This window comes from Nostoc sp., assembly GCF_036917535.1.
Taxonomy (GTDB): Bacteria; Cyanobacteriota; Cyanobacteriia; order Cyanobacteriales; family Nostocaceae; genus Nostoc.
Window position 1 is genome coordinate 1 of sequence record NZ_JBALDA010000060.1, and the last position, 13,921, is coordinate 13,921.

10 protein-coding genes are annotated in these 13,921 nt (G+C 40.0%); 3 read left to right on the forward strand and 7 right to left on the reverse strand.

All coding sequences use genetic code 11. The features are described from left to right. Nucleotides 1-458: 458 nt before the first annotated feature. Nucleotides 459-605, reverse strand: coding sequence for a hypothetical protein (locus tag V7K56_RS19455; protein WP_334912638.1), 147 nt, complete (start codon nucleotides 603-605; stop codon nucleotides 459-461). 609 nt (nucleotides 606-1,214) lie between these two features. Between V7K56_RS19455 and V7K56_RS19460 the strand changes: the two genes are divergently transcribed. Next, nucleotides 1,215-3,203 carry a beta strand repeat-containing protein gene (locus V7K56_RS19460; protein ID WP_334912640.1) on the forward strand — a complete coding sequence of 663 codons (1,989 nt, stop codon included), beginning with the start codon at nucleotides 1,215-1,217 and terminating at the stop codon, nucleotides 3,201-3,203. A 75-nt stretch (nucleotides 3,204-3,278) separates the two neighbouring features. Here V7K56_RS19460 and V7K56_RS19465 read toward each other — a convergent pair whose 3' ends face one another. Then, nucleotides 3,279-4,724, reverse strand: a complete 1,446-nt coding sequence (locus V7K56_RS19465; protein ID WP_334912642.1) for a RecQ family ATP-dependent DNA helicase — start codon at nucleotides 4,722-4,724, stop codon at nucleotides 3,279-3,281. A gap of 153 nt (nucleotides 4,725-4,877) precedes the next feature. On the opposite strand from V7K56_RS19465, the gene V7K56_RS19470 reads away from it, so the two are divergent. Next, entirely contained in the window at nucleotides 4,878-5,315 is a 438-nt protein-coding gene (locus tag V7K56_RS19470) for a GNAT family N-acetyltransferase (RefSeq protein WP_334912644.1), read from the forward strand. 132 nt (nucleotides 5,316-5,447) lie between these two features. Then, entirely contained in the window at nucleotides 5,448-7,901 is a 2,454-nt protein-coding gene (locus V7K56_RS19475; protein ID WP_334912646.1) for a HEAT repeat domain-containing protein, read from the forward strand. A gap of 238 nt (nucleotides 7,902-8,139) precedes the next feature. On the opposite strand, the gene V7K56_RS19480 is transcribed toward V7K56_RS19475, so the two are convergent. From V7K56_RS19480 to V7K56_RS19500, 5 genes are all read right to left on the reverse strand, one after another. Then, nucleotides 8,140-10,326 carry an NB-ARC domain-containing protein gene (locus V7K56_RS19480; RefSeq protein ID WP_334912648.1) on the reverse strand — a complete coding sequence of 729 codons (2,187 nt, stop codon included), beginning with the start codon at nucleotides 10,324-10,326 and terminating at the stop codon, nucleotides 8,140-8,142. 32 nt (nucleotides 10,327-10,358) lie between these two features. Next, complete coding sequence (locus tag V7K56_RS19485; RefSeq protein WP_334912650.1) at nucleotides 10,359-10,781, reverse strand: hypothetical protein; 423 nt, start codon at nucleotides 10,779-10,781, stop codon at nucleotides 10,359-10,361. A gap of 300 nt (nucleotides 10,782-11,081) precedes the next feature. After that, on the reverse strand, nucleotides 11,082-11,477 hold the full coding sequence (locus V7K56_RS19490) for a hypothetical protein (protein WP_334912651.1): 396 nt from the start codon (nucleotides 11,475-11,477) through the stop codon (nucleotides 11,082-11,084). Nucleotides 11,478-12,124: 647 nt separating this feature from the next. Continuing rightward, a complete protein-coding gene (locus V7K56_RS19495; protein WP_334912653.1) occupies nucleotides 12,125-12,796 on the reverse strand; it encodes a SnoaL-like polyketide cyclase in 672 nt (223 codons plus the stop codon). Between the two features lie 246 nt (nucleotides 12,797-13,042). Further along, the gene (locus V7K56_RS19500; protein WP_334912655.1) at nucleotides 13,043-13,903 is read right to left on the reverse strand and encodes a hypothetical protein; all 861 of its coding nucleotides are present in this window, start codon (nucleotides 13,901-13,903) and stop codon (nucleotides 13,043-13,045) included. Between the last annotated feature and the right edge of the window lie 18 nt (nucleotides 13,904-13,921).

The following is a 13,921-nucleotide window of genomic DNA, read 5'->3' on the forward strand; positions in this document are numbered from 1 at the left end:
AACCCTCTTTTTTGGGCTTTATGAGTAAACACTTCATCAAACCGTTGACACCATTTCTCAAAACACGGTGGCATGGCTGCGGGGGTTGTCTCTTTAATCTGGTGTGGCTTTAACGTAAAAGCTATACTGCTAAATTATCATACCTTCTTTTGGCTTTCTTTTTTGTTTAAGTCCCGCTAGTGAAAATGACAATTCATCCTATGGGATGAACCTAGCTGGAAAATAGAGGATAGGGCAATACAGTTGAATTCAGGAAGTTTATCTGTTGAGGCAGGCTGTTCTTAATCTGCGGGAGTTGAAGAAGTAAAACACGAGAATTTGTTGCTTTAATTTAGAGAATTGGTATTAAAATCAGCGATAAGTAAAACTCGTGAGTGAGTCTTTTATAATCGCTTAAATGCTTACTATATATATTTTTTTAGCAGTTTAGCTCTCCTTTTTTAGAGGTTGTGAGAAATTCAGGTTTGATTGCTTTGCGCTTTGGAGCCAAAAGCAGTAATGTCTGCGATGGCGTAACCGCCCACCGTAGGCGATCGCGGGTTTCTTGGTTTACAAACGTTATACCAATCTGTAATAGCTTTCGGGAAGAAAGACAACTCAAACATTAATAGTACACAAACAAAATGTTTTTACGTAAATTTATTGGTAAATAATATGAAGAATATACAAAAATGTATCTTGAAGCAAAAATATCTAAGTAAATACGGTAGTATATGGTCAGTGTTGGGTTATTAAAACATTCTCTATTTTAAAGCTAGACATCTATGCAGAATTGCCCCCAAGAGAGTATAAAAATCTCTTTGCCAATCAACAGTTGATTATTTTCTCTTCTAGCAGGACTTAGACGCTGGCAAGAAAATAAATATCAAGTGTAAGTTTTAGGCATTCAATTGTCAGATTTTTTGATGCTTGTACACTGATTTATACTGAACAAAGATGATTAATTTAGCCTGAAATAACCGATTATCGTTAATTCACATCATCATTAATTTGTACAGCGCTTAAGGCTTAGATAGTTTGAGATGATTAGAAAAGTGTTACATCAAAGCTATTCAAAGGGTGAATCTTCAAGAAATATTCTGCTCTTTAAGAGTGACGGATAAAGTATGCCGAAAACGTCAAATTTCGGTGAGTTTTTTGTGCCCGAAAACAGCACAAACAGCAGTTTGAGAACTGAAAGTTATTGAAAAAAATAATTTACGTAGGTAAAAATTATGGCAAATATCATTGGAACCAACGGTAATGATACCCTAATAGGCAGTGACTTTGACGATACGATTAACGGTAAAGCTGGTGACGATATCATCAGAGATTCCTATGGAAACGACACTTTGACTGGTGGAGGCGGCAAGGATGAATTTTTTTACAGCTTGTACGACGGCAATTGTATCATCACCGATTTTGGTGGCATAGGTAAAGGCATAAATCCCTCGACACAAGTCATTGCCGAAGTGGATACCCTAAAATTCCAAGGTGCTGGCTTCACTGCCCAAAATTTGCTGCTGACCCAGAATGGCAACAATCTGGAAATCAACTTTGAAGGGGTGATCGATTATTCTTATGGAGTATTTGCTGGTCCCTTAGTCATCCTGCAAAACTTTGCGCTGGAAAAGCTGGATAACCTCAGTCAATCTACAGGAGCCACTGTAAACTTGGGCAATTTCCTGTTTGATGGGCAGACTAGCATCACGGACAGCTTTGATGTTTTCAATGCCAACTCCACTCAAAGCACTATCTTCAATAAGAACACAGTTACCTTCCTTAACGACCTGAACAATAATGTTAACGGCTTTGACAACTCAAATGATGTTATCAATGCTCAGGGGGGCGATGACATCATTGACGGCTTGAGTGGCAACGACATTTTGAGAGGTGGTGCGGGAAATGATACTCTCCTTGGTGGTGCGGGGAATGACACCCTCGAGGGTGATATGGGCAATAACTCCCTGGTTGGTGGTATTGGTAACGATTACTTGAATATTGTTGAAAATTCTACGGGCAAAGTTGAATTTTCAACAGGCAATAACATCCTCAACGGTGGCACTGGTGACGATACCTTGAATGCTGGAGCTTCAAAAGGCGACAACTTACTTTTTGGGGGCGATGGGAATGATTCTCTTTACGCCTCTGACATTACTGATAACACCGGATACAGGTTTTTTAACTCTTCAGGCGATAACACCCTTAACGGTGGCACTGGTGAAGATACCTTGAATGCTCAGGGTTCAGAAGGCAATAACTTACTCTCTGGGGGCGATGGCAACGATTTTCTTACCACCTCTGGCTCTGATGTATATAGATTATATGGTTTTAGCTCCTCAGGCAATAACACTCTCAATGGTGGCACTGGTGACGATAAATTGTATGCTGACTTTTCATCAGGCAATAACCTACTCTCTGGTGGTGATGGCAATGATACTCTGTCCAGCCGTGGCCATGAAGTCCCCTACGATGATTATATACCCACCTCAGGCGATAATACACTCAACGGAGGCGCTGGTAACGATAAATTGTATGCTGAGATTTCAACAGGTAATGATTTCCTTTTTGGGGGCGATGGCAATGATTCCTTCTATCTAAATCCCCCACCCCTAGATACTGCCCCCTCTAATTTAGTGACTCAAACCGTAGATGGGGGTAAAGGTAACGATTTGTTGAGAGTCAATTACAGCTTGGTTACAGAAGGTATCACTTCAACATTCAATGCTACTAGTAACACTGGCTCAATTACCGCAGGTACATATCAGGTTAATTACAAGGATATAGAAGGATTAGATATCTCAGGTACAGCCTACAATGACAAGATTGTGGGGAGCAATGGCAATGATATCCTCAGAGTTAGCAATGGCAATGATACCCTTTATGGAGGGGCTGGTACTGATACCTTTGTTTTAGATGGTTACAACGGAGGTGTTGATAGTCTTTATGACTTCAACACTAGTGAGTTGATTCAGATAGTGCCTTATGGTTTTGGCGGTAGTGAGTTATCAATAGGTTCACTTTCAGCAAGTCAGTTTACAATCGGAACATCTGCAACCACTAGCGAAGAGCGATTTATCTACAACAGCGCTACAGGTGGATTGTTCTTTGACCAAGATGGTAGTGCATCTGGGTTTACTCAGGTAAAAATTGCACAACTATCAGCAGGATTGTCATTAACCAATAACAATTTTGCGGTTGTTGAACCTATCTCACCATTTTAAAAATCCCTACTTAAGACAGCGCCAAGTACAAACAATCGTTAACCCAAGCGGATTGGGGACTAGTCCTTGGCGTGACTATTGACGACAATTATCGCAATGTCCGCAACGCAAGTTAGCTGCTTCTTTATCAAAACCAAAGGCATTTAATAAAAACTGCCAACGACACTGCTTGGTAGTCAGATATTGATGCATTTGTTTAGCAGCGTGTAATTGAGTTGGTGGCTGATTTCCGGCTTTTTGCCCAATGGTGTAATGGAAAGGGTCAAGCCAGTTTAACTGACCGTTACTGTGGAGTAAAGCTAAGGCGATCGCACCTTCGGGAAATTGTCGGGTTACGGCATTCACTTCTCCCTGTTTTGGTAATTTTTTCACAAGTTGCTGCGCTATTTGTTGTTGCGATCGCATTTGTTCTTGAAAAAACTCCTGTCTTTGCTTATCCCCTGAATCTAACCACCCCGTAGGTTCACTCACCAATGTTAACGCCTCTGCTGGTTTCCCATCCCTTCCAGCGCGACCAATTTCTTGCACATATTCAGATAACAAATGTGGTGCATGAAAATGGGCAACCCAGCGAACATCTGATTTATTAATCCCCATGCCAAACGCACAGGTACAAATCACAAAAGGTATTTTACCACTTAACCAGTTTGCTTCTACTTCACGGCGTTCGGTTGCACTCAATCCCGCATGATAACTAGCTGTAGCATAACCCATCTCTGCTAACCATTGGGCTAAATCTTCACTATCTCTGCGAGTGCGAACGTAAACTAATCCCGATTGTTGCGGTCTGTTTTGAATAAACTTTAATAATTGTTGTTTCCTACCTCGTGGTGTCCAAGCGATGCGAATGCTGGGATGCAAGTTCGGACGGTAGGGATTCAAGCGGAAAATCTCTGGTTGCTGTAATTGTAAAACTGTTTGAATAATTTTTTGGGCTGAAGGGTCAGCAGTAGCAGTAAAAGCGGCGATGCTGATTTTTGTTCCTGGTGGTTTTGATTTGAGCAATGCCGGACGCACCGCCCCTAATCTGCGATAAGCTGGGCGAAAAGTATCACCCCACTGCACTAAACAATGAGCTTCATCCAAAATTAAGCCATTAATTTGCAATTGCGGCTGAGATAATTTTTCCCAAACTGGTGCACTGAGCAAAGTTTCAGGTGATAAATAAAGTAATTTTAGCTGTTGGCGTTCTAAAGCTTGCAGAGTTGCACGGCGTTGAGATGAAGATAATTCACTATGCAAAAGTGCTGCTTTTTGGTGGCTTTCTCGTAGTTCCTGAACTTGATTTTCCATTAACGCCACCAAAGGCGAAACTACCAAAGTTAATCCTGTTTGTAGCAGTGCAGGAAGTTGAAAACAAATCGACTTCCCGCCACCTGTGGGCATAATAATCAGCGCATCTTTTTGTGCCAATAAACTGCTAACAATTTCTCCTTGTGGTGGACGGAAATCTTCATAACCCCAGATTTGTTTGAAAGCAGCGCGGACTTCTTGCCAAGATTCTGTTGTAGGCTGATTCATAATCAATGATAGATGCACCCATATTCTTAAATGCTGAATATAGCCTCTGTTATCCAGCTAATGGTTCAGTAATTTCATCATTTGACACTACAAACCACTGACCCCAAGAATGAATTATAATTTTTCAACCTATTAAATAAAAAATGTAGCGAGATGAATGAAGAATTAAAACATCGATTTTACATCAACACCGATAAATCTAAATTAGATATTCAAATGGTTCATGATTTTTTACAAACTTCTTATTGGGCTGAAAATATCCTATTAGCCACTGTAGAAAAGTCAATAAACAATTCTTTATGTTTTGGACTTTATGAAGATAGTCAACAAGTTGGCTTTGCCAGAGTCATCACTGATTATGCAACTTCTGCGTTGTTAAAAGATGTTTTTATTTTGGAGCCTTATCGAGGACAGGGTTTAGGAAAATGGTTTGTAGAATATATTTTGGAATATCCAGAATTGCAAGACGTTCAAAGGTGGTTATTAGGCACAAAAGATGCTCATGGACTTTATCGACGTTATGGGTTTAAAAATTTGACAGAACCGGAAAAAATTATGATGCGTTTAAATGCCAATGCTAATCAAGCTTGAGCAAAGCGGAGGTAAACCAGTGCGTAGGCGTAGCCCGTCGTAGACATCGCTAACCCGCATTGACAGTTAGATTACAATCTAGGTATAGTTTCTCTGACTGGAGTTGTTCATCGGGTGATTCAATCCGATTCAATGACAAAGCATACCAGACAAGTATTACTTAGTGTGCTCAAGGTGGTTGTCTTATGCCTGACACTGTTCCTACTATGCACAAGCAATAGTTGGGCGCAAATCACTACTGACAGCAAAATTTCTCCTCTAATTGAGAAGCTGATAGATAACGATGCCCACATCAGTGGCATTGCAGCAGATGCATTAGTTAATATCGGTTCCCCAGCAGTACCGTCTCTGATTGAAGCTTTGAAAAATCAAGATAGTAATCTTCGCTGGCACGCTGCTTCGGTTTTAGGAGATTTGGGTGCAGAAGCAGCACCAGCAGTTCCAGCTTTAAGTGCCGCATTGCAGGATGAGGATGGACAAGTCCGTTTGTACGCCACCTTAGCTTTAGGAAATATTGGTACAGCAGCCAAAGCAGCAGTTCCATCCTTGATGGCGGCATTACAAGACAAGGAGCAATTTGTTCGCATTTATGTTCCTTCTGCACTCAGAAAAATTGGTGTCGAAGCGAAAGTAGCTATCCCAGTATTAACTGCTGCCTTAAAAGATCATAACCCCACTGTACGTTACAATTCTGCCTACGCTCTGGGTGCAATGGGTACAGATGCAGTATCGGCTGTGCCTAATTTAATTGCCCTGTTGAATGATAACCAGTTTTACGTGCGTTTGGGTGCCATCAAAGGTTTAGGAGGAATAGCGGCAGGCTTTCAGGATAAAGCAAATGCTTTACCTAGCTCCAAGTTGCAGAAAGTCATCTCAGACTTTGAGCAGGTATTGACAACTATACAAAAATATAAAGATAAATTCACAGAGACGGACATTAAGCTGATACGTCGCCCTCTCAATGCCTTGAAAGCAGAAAAAGAAACTCGCCTTTTTGATAGAGTTCTAGAATCGCTATTTAAGCATAAATTACTTTTGGGAATTGCCGCCTACGTTATCTTATTGCCTTCTATTTGGTTAATTCTTTTGCGGGTAGCCCCTTTATGGTTGTTGAAAATTAACAACGCCCTCAAACCCTACACAGATTTTTCTCTCCCATTTATCAGTGTTAATGTACCTCTGCGATATGTGCTATTTGTTGGGTGGTTTCATTACCATCCCAGAATATTAGATGCGTGGGTAGCTAAATATATCAAAGCAGCCCGCGAACAATTTCCCAAAAAGGATACAGTTAGCAGTCGCGCTTGTTATATTCCCATTCCCGTTGTTCTGGATGGTACAACAGTTCCCCAACTGATGAATGAAAATTTGCGCTCAACTTTCGAGAAACAACGTAGCTGCCTAGTAATTGGTGGGGAAGGGGGTGTAGGTAAAACCAGTTTAGCGTGTCGAATAGCTGGGTGGGCAATGGCTGAGACTGAAGACCAACGACTCTGCAAACATTTGATGTTACCTGTGCTGTTAGAAGAAGAATTTCGGGTAACTGAAGGTAAGTCGCCGCTTTTAGAAGCCATCAGAGGACAGTTGCAAGCTTTAATTGATGAGCCAGAGCCGATTTGTCAAGAATTACTGTTACGTTTGTTAAGAAAGAAACGCATTTTGGTAATTGTAGATCGGTTCTCAGAAATGAATGCTACTACACGAGAAGCAATTGAGCCGGAGTCGCCAGAGTTTCCGGTGAATGCATTGGTAATTACTTCCCGAATTGAGGAAAAGCTGGGGCGGGTTAATAAGACAATAATTAAACCTTTGCGGATTGAGGCTAATAAACTATCGTCCTTTATGGAAGCTTATCTCATGCAGCGAGGTAAACGCGATCGCTTTACTGACCAGGAATTTTTTGATGCTTGTAACCGTCTTTCTCTGATGGTCGGTCAAAATAATATCACTGTTTTGCTGGCTAAACTCTATGCTGAACAGTTAATCGCCAGTAAAGACGTTACATCTAATATTTCTGCGTTGCCAGAGAATATTCCTAATTTGATGCTGGGTTATATTAATGAACTCAATCGTGATGTTACAGACGAACAATTTGATGACCGCACTGTTCATCAAATTGCCAAAACCATCGCCTGGGAATGCTTGCAGCAAAGTTATCAACCAGGAACCGCTAAGCGTGTAGATGCAGTAGCTGCATTAGCAAATTTGGGTATTGATGACCCCGAAGCACACCTCAATTATTTGGAAAAACGCCTACACCTGATTCAAACTATCGGTTCTGCTAAAGATAGAATCCGTTTTTGTCTTGACCCTTTAGCTGAGTATCTTGCAGGTTGGTATTTAATAGAATTGTATGGCAATAACGATGGCAAATGGCGATCGCATTTTTTTAAAAAGGCAGACGATTTAGTTAAAACAGGCGCACCAGATGCCATCAAAGGTTTGTTGTTAGCAGTGCGAGATTGCTACTTATCTGAGGTTCAAGGTAGCAAAGAAACGGACTTTGTACCCCAGAAGTTGGGTAAACTGGCTGGGTTTACATCTTCAGTCACAGCAGTTAGTACTGTGCAAACAGTAATACCATGAGCGATCGCATTGATGTAAGCATAGCTAAATTCGGCGTTGCATAAATGCGGGATGAATTAGCGGTTGAAACCATTGAAAATTCGTTTTAAATTGGGCGAAATCATCCCATGATTCAGCAACGCCCTAAATTCCTCTTTTTGGGTAGTGATGTACATTCAACTGAAATTTATTGTTTATTCTTTAGAGCAATTCTCATTTGAATGGGTACTAGGTAGAGGCATTGTAAATCCCTGTTAAATTACTTCCACCATCGCGCTACATCCACAATTGCACGGGCAATTTCTGCCGTTGCTGTTTCACCACCTAATGCAAAGATAACTGGAAACAATGCTTTGATATCTTGCAGCAAGTCAGAGCGGGTGTGAAGAGATAGCTTATGAAGTGTATCTTGCCAAGGGGGAAAAAGTTCGGCAGCTGGCATTTGTGAAAAACCAAAAGCTAAGGCACTCAAGGCATAGGCACGACTCCACTCATCCTGAATCGCCGTGGCAGCAGCAAGGGCTTTTTGCAGTGCTAATTCTTGAAGATTTGGTGGCAAATAGTTGACTAGTTGTGTCAGCGAGTTGATTTTCTCTTGTGGCTTTGGGTTTTGCAGGGCGTAAGCTAGTCCTTGTTCGGGAGTCAACTTGTTGTTTTTGACCAAGGCAAGCAATAAATTTACTGGTATATTAGCTGCCAAACTATTCAAGGATGCACTAATCAAAGCATAGCGACACTGCAAACCTACAACTTGGGGCAAAGTTGATTCAGTCCAATTTGCTTGTGCTAATTCCCAAGCACGAGAAATATCTGTGATGTAACCCCCAGCTTGTCCTAATTTTTCTCGCGCTTCAAACCAGCCATTGCTTCCTGTCTGCGACTCTTCCCTCAATAAGGAGTGAATTTCTTCTATCCGTTGAGCTTTTTCTAAATGCCAAACTAAATTTTGATGAATGTAATCATCATTAGGCAGGGTATGCCAAAGGTTTTTTTGAGTCTTTTGCCGATACCGTTCTAGCAGTCGGCTGTGAGCATCGAGTAAATTCAAACTCATTCCTGTAGCTGGATTAATTAATCGGTCACGAGCGACATCATGCAATAAGTCATGTATCCTGTAGCCTTTCCACTCAACACCCCCGACAAATATAGGTGAATCAGGCAGAAGTAAGGCATCACTCCAAAGTAGCTCTAAACGCTCATCAGCTTCATCCTGCGATTCCATATCCCATAATGTAACTGCCATTGGTGCGGCGATTGTGACATCCTCTGGTAAAACTCCCAACCAGATAAAATTTTTCCAAGCTTGTTCGTCATAGTCCTGCAAAGCTTTCAGGCTTAAATTAAAGGTTGCTTCTAAAGAGTTTTCTTGACGCGCCCCGTATAAAACTTTTAAGTTTGCAACCTCTTGTTTCAAAGCCGTTTCCAGCTTCACCCATGTAATTCCCCATTTAACTCTTGCTGCTACTAAATTCAGCGCAATGGGTAGGTATCCCAGAGTCTCGGCTACTCTCAAAGCCTCTTGTTTCTCTTCTGGTTTTATTTCTCGTCCTAAAGACTTAGAAAATAATTTCAGAGATTCTGCTGGCGTCATCAAATTCAATTGTTGCAAATCAGCACCCACGGCACCAGCCACATCAGCACGCCGAGAAGTGATTAATAATCGGGATTGGGAACTTGCTACTAGAAAGGGTTTAACTTTATCTGGTTCCCAAGCATCATCAACTACTAGTAAGACTGCCTTATCATGTAGTAAACTTCGCAAATAGGCTGAAGTTGCTTCTATATTAATAGCAAGAAATTCGTAGTCTCCCAAGGCTTGCACCCAGCTACTCAGCAGCGCCAGAATATCTGGTTCCTGTCCCAAAGTTGCCCAAAGCACACCACCAGAGAAACATTTTTGGATATCTTCATCATGGGCAAGGGCAGTAACTAAAGTTGTCTTGCCAATACCTCCTAAACCGTGAATTGCACTGATGAGCAAAGCACCAGCATTAGATGTATTTGCCAATAAACGAGCTTTGATTTCTATAGTAACTTGTGGGCGATGGACAAAATTGGCAGGTAAACTTGGTGCTTGAAATGGAATGCCAATTGGGCGAGAATAATTAATAGTCAGGCTACCTTCTACCCGACCTACATTAATGTTTTTGTCCCCCTTGCTGTCTTGAAAAACATTTTCGTTACCTGAAATTGTTTGTTCAACCTGAGACTGAATATGGGGTTCTAAACTGGTTACAGAAGCTTCATCATTTTCTGCGTTACCTAAAACTGGTTGTTCAACCTGAGACTGAATATGCCTATCTAAACGGGTTTGAGCAACTTCATCTTTAAGTAATAGATGTCGCCTACGTTTTAATCTCCGACGATTCCCTCTCAAAAAGCCAGCTAACTTAGATAAAAAAAGTATTATCTGCTTCCATAACCTTCTCAGGTTTCTTTTGTGCACAGTTTTAACTTCCTATTATTCTAGTTTTATGACTAATTGATAGTTGCATCACCTCCCACTCTACCAATCGCCTTATTCCCATCACCCGCAATATTTTGCACTACGTTGTCATTACCAGATATTGTTTGATTAAAAGTATTAACAACCTGAGAAATTGCTTCGGAATCTTCTTGCATTAAACGGGCAATCTCAGCATATAAATTTTTATCTTCATCCAGAAATTTCTTGAGTTGCTTCTGGAGTGTTTCTTTGGCATCTTCATCATTGGGAGAATTAGCCAATTCTTCTGCTGCACCTTTTGCCATTGGCTTTGCATCTACCTTTGGTTGCAGCTTAGTCCACAAAGCCTTGGCTTTTTCCCAGGCGTTAGCGCCAAACCCTTCACCAAATTTCTTACCAGCTTCTTCAGTTGCTTTCTCTCCGGCTTTGAGTAAGTACGGTAAAAAAGGAGTCAAGAAAGTAGTTAAAGTTACTATATCTATTTGCTTACTCTAATTCTGTCTTAACACCTAAATAATAAGGGGTGAAACTCAGGATAATTACTTAATTTAATAATTTTTTATGGCGATGCCTACGGCGGCAAGCTATGCACCGCTTGTGAGAAATGCGGGTGCAGCGTATTTTAGGTAAATTAAGTACACGGGTAGGGGCACAACATGTTGTGCCCCTACGCTTATCTGTACCTCACCAAGTTGCAATCTGCTGTATGTTCGTCTGTAGTTAAATATTTTTTTCTGAACTTACCCATGCGAGAACTAGACAGATTTCTTATTTTCATCTGATGCTTGCCCTGCACTACCTTTTAAGCGAGTCAACCTGCTTTTGCGTACACGTACGCTGTCACGAACGCCACCTGCTATTTCATATTCGCTGCTGTCTGTGCCATACTTGAAACCAACTCCCTTCATCATCTTATCTGAAAGTTTACTCAACTTTTTTTCCATTTGATCGATTTTAGTTTTAGTAGAGTCAACCACAGCTAAAGCGTTGTTATAAGTATCAAGCATAGTGCGAAACTCCTCAATTGATTGAGCCAGATTTTCCAAATCGCAACTATTACCAAAATCCATGTTTGAATCAATTGCTTTGAATCCAGACGTTCTCAATTCAGCTTTTTCTAGAATCCGCGATGTCCGCTTTGTACGAGGCATAAATGTACTCCTTGAAGATATTTATAGAACTAGCTTGCCTCAATTAAGCTATATTCTGTATCAGAAAAACTCGCAAATCATTATATTTTTTCTAATAATATTTGTAGGTAATTCCAGTAGTTTTGCTGAAATCTAGGACTAGATGCTGATTTTGATAGAGATAATATATTTGAACTTCATACAAGCTTCAGTTTATTAGCGATCGCTTTCATGTTAATGACTAATGTCGTAATGTTAGTGACTGATGTTGTAATGTTGCTGACTGATGTCGTAATGTTTGATGACTAATGTCGTAATATTACTCACTAAGATCGTAATGTTGGTGGCTAATATTGTAATGTTGGTGACTAATGTCGTAATGTTTGATGACTAATGTTGTAATATTACTCACTAATATCGTAATGTTGGTGACTAATATCGTAATGTTGGTGACTAATATCGTAATGTTTTGGCAGTTGCTTAAGTCAGGTTGACAGTTGACAGTAATAGTCATCTGCTTTGGTAATTAATCCCTAATATTGTTTTTGACGTGTTATCGCGTAGCGTAACACAACGCCAGTCCGCTCAAGTAGGGAAACCCGCCTATGCGGCTGGCTCCCCTACAGACACTTAGATTTTTTCAGAAATCACATCGGATTCTTATAAATCTACTGATTTTTGGAATGAAAAGGACAACCACCTGCCGTTAATTTCTGAAGAAAGACATTATTATCAAAATAATGCTCTAATGACTCAATCTTCAAATCATCAGTGACGCGAGCAATACTAACTCCGACGATTTCGATTGTTTCACCTGTAGGTACATAGTCCTTATAGGAACCATTAAATGTTCCCCAATGTCGCCACTTAAAGGTAACATTAGGCGGCCCCGAAAGGACTTCTGTTAATTCCCAAAGGAAGCCATTAGGAAAGGCTTTATGAAAAACTTGAAATGAAGATTCAAAGGTTTCTGTTTCAGAGTTATATTGCTCAGTTTTACCCAAAAACAGGTTATAAGTACCCTCAACTGCAACATCCTCAGCAGTGAATTGTTGTCCGCCATTGGTACTCATCTTAAACTTATCAGTAACAATCGAAAGCCACTGTTGAGGATTAGATTTATTAGAAGCTTCCATCTCAAAAGTGCGGACTAAGTTTTGAGCGATCGCTTCTAAAGAACCTTCTGGATGCTGAAATTTACTCTCTTGATGAAGAAATTCATTGGTGTATGAATAATCCGGGCGTTTTCCTTCTCGCCACTGTACTTCTTCATCACGAGCAATGACTATATCTCTATCTTGTACCCAGAGTGGCAATTGTGTTGTTTTTTCGCTACTCATACAAGCTGACTGACTATAAACATCGTTTCTCAGAATAAAGTTTTATGCATACAAGTAAATCGAAAAATCTCAAAAAGTAAAAAATATTCATAATCAACTCAATAAATTTAGCTTATATCCGATATTCCACATCCCTACTGTCACAATCGGTTTTTTCGGATTTTCATATACAATTAAAGCTACTTTTTATACGAAAGTGAATAAATGTCACACTTTCAATTCTGCCGTTTACTTATTCTTCATAGTTTAAAGCTTTTCTTCGTGCCATTCAACTCTGTACTTGATTGCTCTATAAAAATGCATTATCGCTTTGCTAAGTTTAAGGACAATTTTCTTCAGGATAGAGCGTTTAGGATATACAATTTTTTCGTGTTCTTCAAAATAAGTCAACATTTCATCCATATTTGACTGTCCCTTTTTAATTTTAATTAATTCAGTTTTATTATTAAAAAACGAAATACCTGACATCTCGCTCCATCTCACTGGCAACCCTGCTTTATAGGCAGCTAGACCTATAGCATTACCCTCGCTTTCATAAACTCCATTTAGCTCAAAATATTTGGCAAGGATTTCCCACGTTTCTAAAAATTCAATTTCTTTTCCTGTTGACTTAGTGACAGAAAATAAATATTCATGGACAAAGGTAACATTTTCCCATTTTGGCTCTAAATCTAAAAATTGTGCTGCTTTTTTAATTACTTCAATCTCTGTAGAAAAATTTTTGTTAGTTGTTCCCAAAGCTTTGGCAAATTTTTTTGGCATATCCATACAAGCCCTAGCACTTATCCCTGGCTCTAAAAGCCATTCTATATCTTCTGGTACTGGTGCTAAGATCCGCATATCTGAATCAATGAATATACATGAATTAAATAGAAATAATGCCTTAGCAATTGCAAATCTTTTGTCGTGATAACATTTAACACCCTGTTGCTGATGATAAAAGGCTAAGGTTTGAGGATATTTGCTAAATTCTTGAGGATAATCAGTGAGAATTATAAAAGCAGTGTTAGGTGAATATAGTTCGAGGTCTTTTGCTAATAGACCAGCTAGCGCTCGATATATTTTACCTAATGCTAAAGTACAAAAACAGAATTGTTGTTGAATCATATTTGGAGTATTTGAGAG